At 35.3% G+C, this 16,673-nt stretch carries 12 protein-coding genes; 8 read left to right on the plus strand and 4 right to left on the minus strand.

Annotated elements, in window-relative coordinates; all coding sequences use genetic code 11:
* The first annotated feature begins 23 nt into the window (after nt 1–23).
* From MHH42_RS11700 to MHH42_RS11725, 6 genes are read left to right on the plus strand one after another with little or no spacing between them, the layout of a single operon-like run.
* Nucleotides 24–917, plus strand: coding sequence for an isochorismatase family protein (locus tag MHH42_RS11700; protein ID WP_016108344.1), 894 nt, complete (start codon nt 24–26; stop codon nt 915–917).
* Between the two features lie 33 nt (nt 918–950).
* A complete protein-coding gene (locus MHH42_RS11705; RefSeq protein WP_070173163.1) occupies nt 951–8,108 on the plus strand; it encodes an amino acid adenylation domain-containing protein in 7,158 nt (2,385 codons plus the stop codon).
* A complete protein-coding gene (locus MHH42_RS11710) occupies nt 8,105–8,329 on the plus strand; it encodes an MbtH family protein (RefSeq protein WP_000184075.1) in 225 nt (74 codons plus the stop codon). Before MHH42_RS11705 ends, MHH42_RS11710 begins: the two co-directional genes overlap by 4 nt.
* Entirely contained in the window at nt 8,329–9,759 is a 1,431-nt protein-coding gene (locus MHH42_RS11715; RefSeq protein WP_340893400.1) for an MDR family MFS transporter, read from the plus strand. Before MHH42_RS11710 ends, MHH42_RS11715 begins: the two co-directional genes overlap by 1 nt.
* A 58-nt stretch (nt 9,760–9,817) precedes the next feature.
* A complete protein-coding gene (gene sfp / locus MHH42_RS11720) occupies nt 9,818–10,567 on the plus strand; it encodes a 4'-phosphopantetheinyl transferase Sfp (protein ID WP_000573008.1) in 750 nt (249 codons plus the stop codon).
* 35 nt (nt 10,568–10,602) lie between these two features.
* The gene (locus tag MHH42_RS11725) at nt 10,603–11,145 is read left to right on the plus strand and encodes a hypothetical protein (RefSeq protein WP_000959149.1); all 543 of its coding nucleotides are present in this window, start codon (nt 10,603–10,605) and stop codon (nt 11,143–11,145) included.
* 43 nt (nt 11,146–11,188) lie between these two features.
* Here MHH42_RS11725 and MHH42_RS11730 read toward each other — a convergent pair whose 3' ends face one another.
* On the minus strand, nt 11,189–11,461 hold the full coding sequence (locus MHH42_RS11730) for an HU family DNA-binding protein (RefSeq protein ID WP_001043908.1): 273 nt from the start codon (nt 11,459–11,461) through the stop codon (nt 11,189–11,191).
* 204 nt (nt 11,462–11,665) lie between these two features.
* On the opposite strand from MHH42_RS11730, the gene MHH42_RS11735 reads away from it, so the two are divergent.
* On the plus strand, nt 11,666–12,433 hold the full coding sequence (locus tag MHH42_RS11735; protein WP_000577310.1) for a DUF3891 family protein: 768 nt from the start codon (nt 11,666–11,668) through the stop codon (nt 12,431–12,433).
* Nucleotides 12,434–12,447: 14 nt separating this feature from the next.
* Nucleotides 12,448–12,972: a DinB family protein gene (locus MHH42_RS11740; RefSeq protein WP_070173164.1), complete on the plus strand. Its 525-nt coding sequence runs from the start codon at nt 12,448–12,450 to the stop codon at nt 12,970–12,972.
* Nucleotides 12,973–13,121: 149 nt separating this feature from the next.
* Here MHH42_RS11740 and MHH42_RS11745 read toward each other — a convergent pair whose 3' ends face one another.
* The 3 genes from MHH42_RS11745 to MHH42_RS11755 all read right to left on the minus strand — a co-directional run bounded on the left by MHH42_RS11745 (nt 13,122) and on the right by MHH42_RS11755 (nt 16,455).
* Entirely contained in the window at nt 13,122–14,315 is a 1,194-nt protein-coding gene (locus MHH42_RS11745) for a S8 family peptidase (protein ID WP_000790784.1), read from the minus strand.
* Nucleotides 14,316–14,656: 341 nt separating this feature from the next.
* Nucleotides 14,657–15,739, minus strand: coding sequence for a DUF3994 domain-containing protein (locus MHH42_RS11750; RefSeq protein WP_340893402.1), 1,083 nt, complete (start codon nt 15,737–15,739; stop codon nt 14,657–14,659).
* A 62-nt stretch (nt 15,740–15,801) separates the two neighbouring features.
* Nucleotides 15,802–16,455: a DUF7018 domain-containing (lipo)protein gene (locus MHH42_RS11755; protein ID WP_033668504.1), complete on the minus strand. Its 654-nt coding sequence runs from the start codon at nt 16,453–16,455 to the stop codon at nt 15,802–15,804.
* Nucleotides 16,456–16,673: the final 218 nt, after the last annotated feature.

Consider the following 16,673-nt stretch of genomic DNA (forward strand, 5'->3'; position numbering starts at 1 on the left):
AAAAACCGGAAGGAAGTGATTAGATGGCTATCCCATCTATTTCAGTATATAAAATGCCAATTGAATCAGAACTACCAAAAAATAAAGTGAATTGGACACCAGACCCGAAACGTGCAGTACTTTTAATTCATGACATGCAAAAATATTTTCTTGATGCATATAGCGATAAAGAATCACCAAAAGTAGAACTTATTTCAAATATTAAAATGATAAGAGAAAAATGTAAACAACTTGGTATACCAGTTGTTTATACAGCGCAACCTGGTGGACAAACGTTAGAACAAAGAGGTTTATTACAAGACTTTTGGGGTGACGGTATTCCTGCTGGACCAGATAAAAAGAAAATTGTTGATGAACTTACTCCTGATGAGGATGATATATTCCTAACAAAATGGAGATATAGTGCATTTAAAAAGACAAATCTATTAGAAATTTTAAATGAACAAGGAAGAAATCAACTCATTATTTGCGGTATTTATGCGCATATTGGATGCCTTTTAACAGCTTGTGAAGCATTTATGGATGGTATAGAGCCGTTCTTTGTAGCAGATGCAGTTGCTGATTTTTCACTAGAGCATCATAAACAAGCATTGGAGTATGCATCTAATAGATGCGCAGTAACGACATCAACAAACCTATTGTTAAAAGATTTACAAAGTGTAAAAGGTGATGAGAGTGAAGGAATCACTATACAGGAAGTACATGAACTAGTTGCACAACTACTTCGTGAGCCAGTAGAGAGTATTGATATTGATGAGGACTTATTAAATAGAGGGCTTGATTCGGTCAGAATTATGAGTTTAGTAGAGAAGTGGCGTCGTGAAGGGAAAGAAATCACGTTTGCAGATTTAGCAGAACGTCCAACTGTTGCAGGTTGGTACAGCTTACTATCTTCACAAACAGCACAGGTGCTGTAACAAATAGACTACATAATAAAGGGGTAGTAAAGAATGCCTAACAGTCAAAAGATTCGTCATTCGTTATCATCTGCGCAGTCTGGTATGTGGTTTGCGCAACAATTAGATCCGCTTAATCCGATATATAATACTGGGGAATATGTAGAAATAAACGGGAATATTCATCAAGACATTTTTGAATTAGCTGTACGTAAAGTTGTAATGGAAGCAGAAGCACTTCATGTTCGCTTCGAAGAGGATGAAATTGGCCCATGGCAAGTTATTGAAGAATCACAGTTTCATATGCATTTTATTGACGTTCGTAAAGAAGAAAATCCTGAAGAAGCTGCTAAAGTATGGATGAAAAATGATTTATCTATGCCAGTCGATTTGAAAAAAGATACTTTATTTACTGAAGCACTTATTCAAGTTGAAAATAATCGTTTCTTTTGGTATCAGCGCATCCATCACATTGTGATGGATGGCTATGGATTTTCACTTCTTAGCCAAAAGGTAGCGAATGAGTATACATCACTTATAGAAGAAACAAACAAGAATGAAAAGCCATTTGGTTCTCTTGCAAAAGTTGTGCAAGAAGATATTGAGTATCGTGAGTCTAAACAATTTCAGGAAGATCGTACTTTTTGGTTAGAAAAATTTGCGGATGAACCAGAAGTTGTAAGTTTGGCAGAACGAGCACCGAGAACATCAAATGGATTTTCACGAGAAACAGCTTATTTATCTAGTTCTAGCACGAAAACTTTACTAGAAGAAATCAATATTTCGTTAACAAGTTGGCCGGAATTCATTGTCGCTGTAACAAGTATTTATATGCATAAATTAACAGGTGAAAATGATATTGTTTTAGGTTTACCAATGATGGGACGTCTAGGTTCTGTATCTATTCATACACCTAGTATGGTAATGAATTTAGTTCCACTTCGTATTACAGTAACTCCAAATATAACTCTTGCGGAATTATTGCAACAAGTTTCTAAAGAAATCCGAGATGTACGTCGCCATCATAAATACCGTCATGAGGAATTAAGAAGAGACTTAAAGTTACTAGGTGAAAATCAAAGGTTGTTTGGACCGTTAGTGAATGTTATGCCATTTGATTACGGGCTTAATTTTGCTGGGAAGCGTGGTATTACGCATAACTTATCAGCAGGACCTGTCGATGATTTATCGATAAATGTATATAAACGTTTTGATCAAAAGGAGTTAATGATTCATTTTGATGCGAATCCCGAAGTATATAATGGCGCGGAGCTAGCATTGCATAAAGAAAGATTTATGAATCTATTTGAATTAGTAATAAATAATTATGAGAAAAACGAGTCTATTGGAAAAATAAACATTACTCTGCCTGAAGAAAACCATAAAGTTTTATTGGAATGGAATGAAACGCAGGAAGCTGAAGAGCTAATCAATCTACCTTTATTATTTGAAAAACAAGTACAAAAAAATCCGAATAAAATAGCGGTTACTTGTAACGGAATAAAACTTACGTATAAAGAGCTAAATGAACGAGCGAATGAACTAGCACACTATTTAGTAGAAGAAGGAATACGACCAAATCAGTTTGTAGCTTTAGTATTTCCAAGGTCAATAGAAATGGTAGTTAGTATGCTAGCAGTTCTAAAGGCTGGTGCAGCTTATTTACCAATAGATCCAGAATACCCAGCAGAAAGAGTTAATTATATAGTAAATGATGCAAAACCAGTTTGTATCATAACACATTCATCTGTTTCATCTAAGTTAGTTATAGAAAATGATATGAAAAAAATTGTATTAAATGAAGAAGAAACGAAAATAGCGTTACATACATATTCTCGTATGAATATAGCATGTAAGAATGATGTATCACTTTTAAACCCAGCCTATACAATATATACTTCAGGCTCAACAGGAAACCCAAAAGGTGTAATTGTTCCTATGAGAGGTTTAAGTAACTTTTTAATGGCTATGCAACAAAAGTTTTCATTAAATGAAAATGATCATTTATTAGCAGTTACAACGTTTGCGTTTGATATTTCTGCTCTAGAAATTTATTTACCTCTTATTAGTGGTGCAAGTTTAACAATTGCGCAAAAAGAAGACATACAAGAGCCTTCTGCATTAACGACACTTTTACATGAAGAAAGAGTGACCGTTATGCAGGCTACACCGACGCTTTGGCAGGCGTTAGTAACTGATTACCCAGAGAAGCTACAAGGGCTAAACATGCTTGTTGGTGGTGAAGCTCTTCCAGCGTATTTAGCAAATAAATTAAAAGAATTAGGTTGCTCAATAACTAATTTATATGGACCAACTGAAACGACGATTTGGTCTACTTTCATGAACATTGATGAAAGTGAAAAGGGTATACCACCTATTGGAAAGCCAATTTGCAATACAGAAGTGTATGTATTGGATGCAGGATTACAACCTGTTCCACCTGAAGTTATCGGTGAATTATATATTGCAGGAGAAGGAATCGCAAGCGGATATTTAGGAAAACCTGCGTTAACGGCTGAACGATTTGTTGCAAATCCATATGGAGAACCAGGGAAGCTTATGTACCGCACAGGTGATCTTGTGAAATGGCGTAACGACGGTGTGCTAGAGTACATGAGTCGCGCAGATCATCAAATAAAAATTCGTGGTTTCCGAATTGAATTAGCTGAAATTGAAACGGTATTACAACGACATGAAAATGTTCAACAAGCGGTAGTAATGGTACGAGAAGATCATCCAAATGATAAACGGATTATTGCGTATATCGTTGCTGAAGAGAAGGAAACGATTCATCTTTCAGAAATTCGCTCTTATGTTTCAGAAAGTTTAGCGAGTTATATGGTACCATCAGCATTTGTTGTGCTAGAAGAATTACCATTAACACCAAATGGTAAGGTTGATAGAAAGAAATTACCTGCTCCTGATTTTAATGGAATGAACAATGAGAGAGTTGCTAGAAATCCGAAAGAAGAAATATTATGTGATTTATTTGCAGAAGTACTTGGTGTTTCTCGAATTAACATTGATGATAATTTCTTTGAAATGGGTGGACATTCACTTCTCGCATCGCGTCTAATGGTAAGAATTCGTGAAACATTAAGTGTGGAAATAGGAATTGGAAAACTATTTGAATCGCCAACTGTTGCTGAATTAGCGAAACAATTGGATCGTGCAAAAAGCGCAAGACCAGCTATTAAGAAAGGAAATAGACCAAATGAAGTTCCACTTTCATTTGCACAGCGTAGATTATGGTTTTTAAATTGTTTAGAAGGTCCAAGTCCTACTTATAATATTCCGCTAGTCATTCGTATGAATGGAATATTGAATCGGCAAGCATTACAAGGTGCTTTTTATGATGTAGTTGAGAAACATGAAACACTTAGAACAATTTTCCCTAACGTATTAGGTAGTTCCTATCAGAAGATTTTAAATATGGAAGACTTAAATCTAGAAATGATTATAACAAAAACATGTAAAGATGAATTAGAAAGTGTGCTTTCAGAGGCGGTAAGACATAGCTTTAATCTTGATGTTGAGCCAGCGGTTCGTTTACAACTTTTTAAAGTGAGTGACAGCGAACATGTTTTACTAATTCTTTTACATCATATTGTAGGTGATGGATGGTCATTACAACCGTTAACGAGAGATTTTACAGCGGCGTATAAAGCACGATGTCAAGGTGACAGAGTTCAGCTGGAGACACTACCAGTTCAATACGCAGATTATGCACTTTGGCAACAGCAATTGCTAGGTGATGAAACGACACCAGAAAGTCTTATTTCAACACAATTAGATTTTTGGAAAGAAGAACTTAAAGGTTTACCAGACCAAATGGAGTTGCCTACAGATTACCAGCGTCCGGTGGAAACGAGTTATCGCGGGGAAACAATTCATTTTCATATAGATGAAGGTATGCATAGTAGGTTAGTAGAGCTTGGTCGTAAAAATGGGGTTAGTTTGTTTATGGTATTGCAAGCAGGGCTTAGTGCACTATTTACAAGATTAGGTGCAGGCACTGATATACCAATTGGAAGTCCGATTGCTGGAAGAAATGACGATGCGCTATCAAATATAGTTGGTTTATTTGTGAATACATTAGTGTTACGTACAAATACATCAGGAGATCCAAGTTTTAAAGAATTATTAAATAGAGTGAAGCAGGTAAATCTGGCAGCTTATGAAAATCAAGATGTTCCATTTGAACGACTCGTTGAAGTGTTAAACCCAGTACGTACCCGAAATAGTCATCCGCTATTTCAAGTTATGTTAGCTTTCCAAAATACGCCTGAAGCGACGTTTGATGTCCCGGATTTAGAAGCGAGCCTTGAAATTCAAAGTGTTGGTTCTGCAAAATTTGATTTAACATTTGAAATTAGCGAGAGTAATGGAGTTGATGGTACTCCAAACGGCTTACACGGATTGTTAGAGTTTAGTACCGATTTATATAAACGTGAAACGGTTCAAAAAATAATAGAACGATTCATTCTATTATTAGATGATGCAGCCAAACATCCGGATCAATCAATTGGTAGATTAGAAATATTAACTTTAGCAGAGCGAAATACAGTTTTAGAAAAGTGGAATGGTGGTTTTCAAATTGTGCCTGAAATGACATTGCCACAATTATTTGAAAAGCAGGCTCATGTAAATCCAAATTCTATTGCTGTCGTCTTTGAAGATGAAAAGCTAACGTATGAAGAGTTAAATGGAAAAGCGAATAAAATAGCTCGTTCGTTAATAGCAAAAGGAATCGGCCCGGATCAACTCGTTGCTTTAGCGATGCCAAGATCTTTAAATATGGTTGTAAGCTTACTTGCTGTTCTTAAAGCAGGTGCCGGATACCTTCCGTTAGATCCGGATTATCCGTCAGATCGTATTTCATTTATGCTACACGATGCAAAACCATCATGTGTGTTAACAAATTCAAGTGTAGAAATTGAATGTGATGAGGCACTAAAGATTTTAGTTGATGATGTGAACGTAATAGAAGAAATTGAAAAATATAGTGAAGACAATATTGATGAAATGGAGCGCATGAAGCCGTTATCTCCTTCACATATTGCTTACGTTATTTATACGTCAGGCTCAACAGGTAGACCGAAAGGGGTTATGATACCTCATCAAAATGTAGTAAGACTTTTAGGAGCAACCGATCATTGGTTCCAATTTGACGCAGACGATGTGTGGACGATGTTCCATTCATACGCTTTTGATTTCTCGGTTTGGGAAATTTGGGGACCTTTATTATATGGAGGGCGTTTAGTTGTAGTACCACATACTGTAAGTCGCTCGCCGAAAGAATTTTTACAGCTTCTTGTTAAGGAAAAAGTTACTGTTTTAAACCAAACTCCATCAGCGTTCTATCAATTGATGCAAGCAGATCGTGAAAATGAAGAGCTCGGTCAAAAATTATCTTTACGATATGTTGTTTTTGGTGGAGAAGCACTTGAACTAAGTCGATTAGAAGATTGGTATAGTCGTCATCCTCATAACGCACCGAAACTTATTAATATGTACGGTATAACGGAGACGACGGTACATGTTAGTTATATTGAGTTAGATGAGAGTATCGTTTCTTTACGAGCAAATAGTTTAATCGGGTGCAGTATACCAGATCTTAAAGTATACGTATTAGATAACTATTTACAACCAGTGCCACCAGGAGTAGTTGGAGAAATGTATGTTGCAGGTGCTGGACTAGCTCGTGGATATTTAGGAAGAGCAGGATTAACGGCTGAACGTTTTATCGCAGATCTATTTGGTAAACCTGGTACAAGAATGTATCGCACAGGAGACTTAGCGCGCTGGCGTCAAGATGGGACGTTAGATTATATAGGACGTGCAGATCATCAAATTAAAATTCGTGGATTCCGAATTGAATTAGGGGAAATAGAAGCGGTCATAATGAAACACGATAAAGTTGAACAAGTGGCCGTTATTGTCCGGGAGGATCAACCAGGGGATAAACGATTAGTTGCTTATATCGTCGCATCAAATAATGAAACGATTGATACGAATGAAATGCGTCAGCATGCTAGTGGTAGTTTACCAGATTATATGGTTCCATACGCTTTTGTAGTAGTAAATGAGTTACCTTTAACTCCAAACGGTAAATTAGATAGAAAGGCATTGCCAGCTCCAGAGTTTATTGCATCATCATCTAGCCGCGGACCGAGAACACCGCAAGAAGAAATGTTATGTGACTTGTTTACAGAAGTTTTAAGTGTGTCTCAAATTGGAATTGATGATGGATTCTTTGATCTTGGTGGTCATTCACTTCTTGCAGTGCAGCTTATGAGTCGTATGAAAGAGGCACTTGGCGTTGAACTGAATATTGGAACTTTATTTGCAGCACCTACTGTTGCGGGGCTTGCTGAAAGGCTTGAGATTGGGAATGGTCAAAGTGCACTTGATGTGTTGCTTCCATTACGAGCAAGCGGGGATCAATTACCACTATTTTGTGTACATCCAGCAGGTGGATTAAGTTGGTGCTATGCAGGACTTATGAAATCTTTAGGAACAGATTATCCAATCTATGGTGTACAAGCACGTGGTATCGCTGAAAATGAAGAACTTCCAAAAAGTTTAGAGGAGATGGCGGCGGATTACTTGAAACATGTTCGTGAAGTACAGCCTCATGGACCATATCGTTTATTAGGTTGGTCGCTTGGAGGAAATGTTGTGCATGCAATGGCGGCGCAACTACAAAATGAAGGAGAAGAAGTAGAATTACTCGTTATGCTTGATTCTTATCCTGGACACTTCTTACCGAATACGGAAGCGCCTACTGAAGAGGAAGCGTTAATCGCATTACTTGCTTTAGGCGGATATGACCCAGACAACATGGATGGTAAACCACTGACTATGGAAAGTGCGATTGCAATACTTCGCAAAGATGGAAGTGCATTAGCAAGTCTTGAAGAAGAGACTATTTTAAACTTGAAAGAAACATATGTAAATTCGGTAGGGTTGTTAGGGAAGTACGTACCGAAAGTTTATAACGGGGATATTTTATTCTTTAGGTCTACTGTTATACCAGACTGGTTTGATCCCATTTCTCCAAATACATGGCTAAATTATTTAGATGGAGATATCGTGCAACATGATATTGATTGTAGACATAAAGATTTATGTCAGCCAGGGCCGCTTACAGAAATTGGGCAAGTACTAGCGAAATATTTACAGAATAAGAAAGGGGTAAATAGAGTATGACGAATCCATTTGAAAATGATAATTACACATATAAAGTATTAATGAATGAGGAGGGCCAGTATTCTCTCTGGCCTGCCTTTCTCGATGTACCAATTGGATGGAATGTCGTACATGAAGAAGCTAGCAGACAAGTTTGCTTAGAATACGTTGAAGTAAACTGGAATGATTTAGAGCCAAAAAAAAATCAAATTAGCGAAAAAATATTAGTAGGAAAACAATAATGAAAGTAAAAATAAATCCAAAAGTAGTTATAAGCATCGTGTATATAACAGCGATGTTTATGGCTGCGATGGATGCAACAATTGTGAATGTAGCATTGCAAACGATAAGCAAAGAACTGCAAGTACCCCCATCTGCAATGGGGACAGTAAATGTTGGGTATTTAGTTAGCTTAGCTGTTTTTCTTCCGATTTCCGGTTGGTTAGGCGATCGTTTTGGTACGAAAAGAGTATTTTTAATTGCCCTTTTCGTTTTTACAATTGCATCTGCATTATGTGGAATTGCGAATGATATTACTTCATTAAATATTTTTCGTATCATTCAAGGTGCAGGTGGCGGACTTTTAACACCGGTCGGGATGGCGATGTTATTCCGAACATTTTCACCAGAGGAAAGACCAAAAATTTCTCGATTTATTGTACTGCCAATTGCTGTTGCACCAGCGATTGGACCAATTATTGGTGGTTTCTTTGTAGATCAAATGTCTTGGCGCTGGGCATTTTATATTAATTTGCCGTTTGGTATTATTGCGTTGCTATTTGGACTTCTATTTTTAGCAGAGCATATTGAAAAATCAGCTGGTCGTTTTGATTCTCTCGGTTTTGTTCTTTCAGCACCAGGTTTTGCGATGCTCATCTATGCACTCAGTCAAGGGCCGTCAAAAGGATGGATTTCTCTAGAAATAATAAGTACTGGGATAGCTGGGATTGTATTCATTTCACTGTTTATAATAGTAGAATTGAAAGTAAAGCAACCGATGTTAGATTTACGCTTATTAAAAGAACCCGTTTTTAGAAAAATGAGTCTCATATCCTTGTTTTCATCAGCTGGTTTACTTGGAATGCTATTTGTTTTTCCGCTTATGTATCAAAATGTAATCGGAGTTTCTGCGCTGGAATCAGGTCTTACGACATTTCCAGAGGCGATTGGATTAATGATTTCTTCGCAAATTGTACCATGGACGTATAAGAAATTAGGTGCTCGAAAGGTAATCTCTATTGGACTAATAAGTACCGCGGTTATATTTGTATTATTAAGTTTTGTAAATCATGATACGAATCCATGGCAAATACGGGCATTATTGTTTGGCATAGGTATTTTCTTAGGGCAGTCTGTCGGTGCAGTTCAATTTTCTGCTTTTAACAATATCACACCACCTTCTATGGGTAGAGCAACTACTATATTCAATGTGCAAAATCGATTAGGATCTGCCATAGGAGTTGCTGTTTTAGCTAGTATACTGTCTGGTTTTGGAAGTAATAACGCACAATCAGATTTCTTACCATATCAAGCGGCATTAATTGGATCAGCACTATTTTTACTTATAGCATTACTATTTTCTTTACGTATTTCTGATAAAGAGGTAATGTCAAAGAAGAAAGAAAAAATGTTATCCGTATCACAAAAAGAGAAAGAACTCGTCAATGAATAGCAATATATGTATGCTACTTTAATTGAAATTGATATTAGTAGTAAAAAGGAGATTTTACATGATAGAAAGTAAAGTTGTAGATTCTATACCAACTTTGAATGAGAATGATTGTCAAATATGGTGGGCAAGAATTTCAGATTTACAATCATGGCATTACAATTTACTAAATGATGTAGAGCAAGAGAAAGCAAATTCATATCATCATTCGGCAGATCGTGCACGTTTTATAATAGGTTGCGTAATTAGTAGGTTAGTTCTTGGAAAGATACTTTCTATGTCGCCAGTTCAAGTGCCGATTGATCGATTGTGCCCAGTATGTAAGTTACAACATGGTAGGCCGCAATTACCAGAAGGTATGCCACAATTATCAGTTTCACATTCGGGTGAGTGGGTTGTCGTTGCATTTACAAAATCTGCATCTGTCGGTGTTGATGTTGAACAAATGAATCCAAATGTAGATGTGATGAAAATGGCAGAGGGCGTATTAACAGATATTGAAATAGCACAAGTTATGAAATTACCTAATGAACAGCGATTAGAAGGATTTTTAACGTATTGGACTCGAAAAGAAGCTGTGCTGAAAGCGACAGGTGAAGGACTATTGATTCCACCAGTTGAAATTACTGTATCAGCTCCAAATGATCCTCCTAAATTGTTGGTTTTTAGGGATAGACAAGAGTTAGCAGAAAATACAAGGATGGAAGATGTAAGGCCTAGTTTAGATTATATGGCTTCCATTGCAATATTTAGTAAAGAAGTAACTGAAATTACGCAGTTAGACGCGGTAGCGCTATTAAATTATAAATAAGTTTAATAAAATATTTTATAGAAGAGGTGTTCCACATGTTAGTGGCGGAAAGTAGAACAAATGAATTCACTTATAATGTACAAGCAATTAAAAATATTTTATTTTCTGGAGATACATCATCTATTCTTGCTTTAGAAAAGCTTTTGAATGATACAGTTCAATTTGATGTTCTAGAACAAGAGGTAATAGATAGGCAGTACATTCCGAAAGAAGCAAAAAATTTCTTTGATAAAAACGGAACATTTCTTTATCGTGTATCTAATGTTAGTTATAAAGGTAAGGTGTTATCTGAAAATCTAATTTTTGCGGATACTTCTTTTTTACCGGATACAATAAAAAGTGAATTAGAAAGTGGAACTATTCCTGTTGAAAACCTGATAGAAAAAATGGAAGTAAGAAGAAACGTATTATATGAAGGATATCAGCCATCTGGAAATATTATCGAATTGTTTGATGGATGTTCAGTTGCGGCGAATGTGTATCCAACTAGAAAATATCAAATTGTAAGTAACTGCAAATGTGTATTTTATATTTGTGAAGTGTATCATGCAGAAAATATAAAGGACTTGCTTAAATAAGAAATAAACAAGAAACCAGCCTATAAAATGGCTGGTTTCTTGTTTATTTAACAGCTTCTTTTAATTCTTTACCTGCTTTAAATGCTGGAACTTTACCAGCCGCAATTTGAATTTCTTCCCCAGTTTGTGGGTTACGCCCTGTACGAGCAGATCTTTCACGCACTTCAAACGTTCCAAAACCGATTAATTGAACTTTATCGCCAGATTGTAATGCGTTAGCAATTGTGTCAAATACGGATTGTACAGCTGCAGAAGCATCCTTTTGAGAAATATCAGCTGTTTGTGCCACATTTTTAATTAATTCTGTTTTATTCATGTTTTCACCTCATAAAAATTTTTTTAGAATGAATGTTTTAGTATAATGGATAGTAAAGATAAAGCTAGTTTTATGGTTGGAAAGAATACTATATAGTTATGTTAATTTCGTTGCAAGAGACTGAATCCCTGCTAATAATTGGGGATTAATTAAGAATTGATGCATACAAAAAGCAATAGTATGAGGATGAGGGGGAATATACGTATGATTTTTCGTGAAAAGAGTGAGAAAGAGAGTATATTAATTCGTCAACATGATCATGGTTTTTTGGCTGGAGAGATTGCTAGGCATATAAAAGAATGTTTTTTTGAAGATACAACATACTTAAAAGAGACAATTGATGCAATATATGAACATGATAGAGGATGGATAGAACTTGATAAAGTACCAATTTTGAATGATGCTAAAAATATTCCGTATACATTTATGGATTGTCCAAGCCCATTACGTTTTGTTTTTTATACGATTGGTTTGAATGAAATTGAAGATTCTAATCCATACGGGGCATTACTGTGTAGTAAACACTTTTTATCATTCCCATTAAATGAGGAAGATGAAGAGATGCTTTCTTTTTATAAACATGAATTAGAACGACAAAAAAGAATTTTGAAAACGTTAACAAAGGAACAGTTTGCGATGTTCGATAAACATTATAGATTATTAAAGTTTTGTGATGAACTTTCTTTATACGTATGTATGAATAAGCCTGGTGTCAAAAAGAAAGATGAAGTTGATTTATTTAAAGATGGTTTTGAAGGAACAGAAATGTTTAATAGTAAAGAGGAGAAACTTATTCAAGCTGAATGGGTGGACGAGGAAACAATTCGGATTACACCATTTCCATTTCAAACGGAATTTTATACATATGTAAAATATAAAACGATAAATAAACATGAAATTGAAGAAAAAGGGATTGTAAAAGCTGATAGAGAATCGGAAATGAAGGAGCAAAACATTCGTTTTATACAATAAGGAGGTAATATAAATTGAAAGATTATATATTAAAACAGTGTGATTACCATGCTTGGGCTAATACTAGATTATTCAATCGATTAAAAGAGTTACCAAATTATGAGACAATTTTTAATGAGCAGATACAGAGTGTATTCCCATCCATTAAGGATACTTTTGCGCATATTTATATTACAGATCAAGTGTGGTTACACATATTACATGGCAGAAGTATGAGTGAAGCAATACAAGATCGTGAAAAGTTAAAAAAACAAATCGATACAAAATCGCTAAATGAATTAGAAGAAATGTTTTTAAATATAGCTAATCAGTATAAAGAATTTCTAAGTACACAACAAGATGTACATGCTGAATTTGTTATTAAGAATCCATATGCAGGGACACTACATACTTCAATTTTAGAATTAGTGCAACACGTCGTAAATCATGGTACATATCATAGAGGAAATATAACAGCAATGATCCGTCAACTTGGTCATTCATCGACAATGATGGATTTTGTACTGTATTTACATATGATTCAGAAAAGGGGGGAGTAATATAGTTTGTAAGAAGGAGAGACTTTAATTGTAAAAGTCTCTCCTTCTATTTTATCCTGCATGAACTGCCTATAAAGTACCGATTAGTGTGGGAAAATAATCATTTGGGATGTACAAAGCCTCCAATAATTAAAGTTTCACTGTATTTCTTACGAAGCTTTATTTTCTTGTAATTGCTTAGCGTATTGTACAGCCTTATATGCATTGACTCTACCGTTTTTCCAGTACGTACCTGTACCACTAATTTTATCAGAAGTTGACTCAATAATTTGGCGGATTTGTGTATTGCTATATCCTTGATTTGCTAAAAGAGCAGCGACTCCTGCAACATGAGGTGTTGCCATAGATGTACCACTTAATGATTGATACGTGCTCCCTTTATATGTTGAATATATATTTGAACCTGGTGCTGCAACATCTACCCAGCTACCATAAGTAGAAAATGAAGATTTTCTATCTGATTGATCTGTAGAAGCAACTGCAATTACTTCGCTGTAATAAGCAGGGTAATTAGCTTTTGTATTTCCAGCATTTCCAGCAGCTGCAACTATAACAGAGCCTTTATTCCATGCATATTGAACTGCTTGTTGTAATGCAGTACCACCATTTGGAGCTCCTAAACTTAAACTAATTACTTTTGCACCCGAATCAGCAGCTTCTCGAATACCTTGCGCTACAGCATCAAGAGTCCCGCTTCCTTGATTATCTAATACGCGAACAGCGTAAATGGAAGTCTGCGGGGCAACACCAGCAATTCCGACGCTATTATTCGTAAGTGCTCCAGTAATTCCAGCGCAATGTGTACCATGACCATTACCATCATCAGATGTATTGTCGTTATCAACATAATCATGTCCGTAAATTACTTTAGAAGCTAAATCAGGGTGTGAGCCTTGAACTCCTGTATCAATGATAGCTACTTTTACACCAGGATCACTTCGTTGGCTATCCCAAGCTTGTGGAGCTTGGATCTTTTGTAATCCATATTGATTTTTAAAATATGGATCGTTTGGATTCCAAAAGGCATGAACGTAATAATTCGGCTCTGCATATTCCACATCTGGATTATTTTTATAACTCTTTATTTTTTCTTTTACAGTACCTTTTGAAAATTGAACGACTTCAAAACCTAACTTATCATCTTTAGATAAGACATTAGCTCCGACAGATTTATGAAAAGATTGCACATTATTTAAAGATGCATTTTGCTTGAACTTAACGATTAATTGGTTAGGAACGTAATCAGTAGATGATGTTTCAGCACTTGAAGTATTCGTGTTAAAGAAGAAACCACCAATAATAAATGACAAAACAGATAGGAAAACAATGAATTTGTTTTTCAAAAGATTTTTCCTCCCTTTTCTTGGATGAGTTTTTCAGCGACACTTTAATGTCGCATTCCTTTTCAACTATATAGTTAGACCATACGATTTATGACATTTATGTGAAAAACTTTTATTGGAATAAAAAGGGGGGAAGATTGATATAAATTTATTTTAAATGATATTGGTTGAGTAAGAGAACGAAAAAAGGAATGCTCATTATGCATGAATCATTCCTTTTTTCATAGATTAATTGTGATTTCCAAATGAAGTTATACCATTTATAAATAGTTGTTACGTTTTATCCATCTTGATAAAAGAAATCTAAGTGGTTAAGAGGGAGTGACTCTATTTCTTGTCTATTAGAAACTTTGTTTCACATATCTTGTTGTGTTATTTGTTTCTGTATTTAATAATTGTAAGGTCTTACCATCGAAATTCTGTACAATATAAGGTATGTCTTTCTTAGAAACAGTGACTTCTTTACCGTTGTCCATTCGCTTCGTTATATGTAATTCAAAAGTCATAGAGTTTTTATCGTAAGACCATGTTCCTTCCGTTATATTGTCCTTGTTTGGGTAAGTTCCTGCTGTATATAACTCAAAAGTATTTCCACCTTTTATGATAAATGTTACTAGGAAACCACTAGAAGTTTCAAGTCCCCAGTCAGCAATTAACTCAGTTCCGTCTGTTACTTTACTCTTAACGTTTGCTTCGTTAACACCTGAATTAGTGTCTATTCCTGTTTTCTCACTAGCAGATATTCCGCCGCCGTTCGCCTTCGTTACTTCGTTTTTCATGTTGTTATATACTTCAATCCAGTATTTGTCGCCTTCTTTAACTAACTTTTCAGCGTTTTCAATTACTTCTTTGTCAGTTTTACCACCAGTATTTTTCTCTGTGTTTTGTGAGAAAATACGTTCTACTCCCTCAAAGGCTTTTCTGTACTTAGCGGTTGCTTTCTCAATATCCTTTTGAGCATCTATATACTTGTTCGGTGGGTCGATTTCTTCAAACTTATCAATTGCTTTAAAGATGTTTTCGACACTAACTAATACGTCTTTTCGTGTCTTATTGCCTTTGCTAGCTTCCCCAACTATATTATTGTACTCTTTGAATAGTCTATCAAACTCATTTCCTAAATCAATTAAATACATAGGATAGTCGTCTGCTAATACTCTTACTTTCTTCACATCAGAAGTTGACTGCTTTGAAGTACTAGAGTCAGCTTCTTTAGAAGTCTTAACTTCAGAATCCGTCTTAGCGGTTTTAGACTCTTCTGTCTTAGCGGTTTTAGACTCTTCTGTCTTAGCGGTTTTAGACTCTTCTGTCTTAGCGGTTTTAGACTCTTCTGTCTTAGCAGGTTTAGACTCTTCTATTTTTATGCAACCGTTCATTAACAACATAACTGGTATGGTTAATCCTATTAGTTTCTTTGCTTTCATGATTAAATGCCCCTTATCCTTAGTTAATAAATTAGCCGTATCTATTTACCTTGATTTCAGCCTTACTGTGTTTTTCTAGAAATACTATCTGTTGCTTCCTCAAAAAGCTTTGAACCATCTTTAGCTTTCGTTAATGACTGATTGATCTTACTTTCGTTTTGTTCTTCTATTGCATCAAAAAGCAGTGCAAATGCTTCATTATAAAGTTCCATTGATTGTTTTATATTTTCTTGTTCTACTTTTAACTCAGGCGGTGCTTGGAGGTTTCTTAACTTTGTTACATATGCTTTTGCTCCACCTATACTTAATTGTACTTCACTTTTCTTTTGACTATATGACTTAACATCTGAACTTGCTACCTTTTCTATTAATTTCAAAACATCATCAACTTTAGTAGCATTTTCTACTATTTCTGACTTGTATTTCTCAACTTCTGAACCACTTAACTTTGCAGTTGATGAACTAGAGGAAGTAGATGAGTTTGAATTGTTAGAAGAAGAACTTGGTTTACTACTTGATGAGTTACTGTTTGCATCTTTACCATTCGCTGCAGATAAGCTATCATCTTTTTTACTATCGGTTGACTTACTCTCTTTCTCCATCTTTTGCGTTTCTTCTTTCTTTGGTTCCGCTTTCTTACTATCAGTTTCAATTGTAATACAACCACTTAATAACATAACTGGTAATGCTAAACTTACTAATTTCTTTGCTTTCATGATTCTTAATACCCCTTTATTTGTAAAATTTAGTGCAAACAAGTTAACATACTTAACTAAGAAGTTTTCTCCGAATAACATCTTAGAATCGTCTATCTATAGATTACCTTTATATTACATAATCTTCAAGAGTTTTCCTTTTATAATTTTCTGGTTATTAAGTTGTGATTTATATATAATCAACTGGACTTTAAAGTTTTTTTGATAATACTGCTTAA

The sequence above is a fragment of the Bacillus sp. FSL L8-0099 genome, from assembly GCF_038006385.1.
GTDB lineage: Bacteria > Bacillota > Bacilli > Bacillales > Bacillaceae_G > Bacillus_A > Bacillus_A toyonensis.

What these genes read in the sequence shown, in the direction of transcription:
- MHH42_RS11715 (WP_340893400.1), top strand. Translation starts at nt 8,329, where the DNA reads ATGAAAGTAAAAATAAATCCAAAAGTAGTTATAAGCATCGTGTATATA.
- MHH42_RS11730 (WP_001043908.1), bottom strand. Translation starts at nt 11,461, where the DNA reads ATGAATAAAACAGAATTAATTAAAAATGTGGCACAAACAGCTGATATT.
- sfp (WP_000573008.1), top strand. Translation starts at nt 9,818, where the DNA reads ATGATAGAAAGTAAAGTTGTAGATTCTATACCAACTTTGAATGAGAAT.
- MHH42_RS11710 (WP_000184075.1), top strand. Translation starts at nt 8,105, where the DNA reads ATGACGAATCCATTTGAAAATGATAATTACACATATAAAGTATTAATG.
- MHH42_RS11750 (WP_340893402.1), bottom strand. Translation starts at nt 15,739, where the DNA reads ATGAAAGCAAAGAAACTAATAGGATTAACCATACCAGTTATGTTGTTA.
- MHH42_RS11725 (WP_000959149.1), top strand. Translation starts at nt 10,603, where the DNA reads ATGTTAGTGGCGGAAAGTAGAACAAATGAATTCACTTATAATGTACAA.
- MHH42_RS11705 (WP_070173163.1), top strand. Translation starts at nt 951, where the DNA reads ATGCCTAACAGTCAAAAGATTCGTCATTCGTTATCATCTGCGCAGTCT.
- MHH42_RS11735 (WP_000577310.1), top strand. Translation starts at nt 11,666, where the DNA reads ATGATTTTTCGTGAAAAGAGTGAGAAAGAGAGTATATTAATTCGTCAA.
- MHH42_RS11700 (WP_016108344.1), top strand. Translation starts at nt 24, where the DNA reads ATGGCTATCCCATCTATTTCAGTATATAAAATGCCAATTGAATCAGAA.
- MHH42_RS11755 (WP_033668504.1), bottom strand. Translation starts at nt 16,455, where the DNA reads ATGAAAGCAAAGAAATTAGTAAGTTTAGCATTACCAGTTATGTTATTA.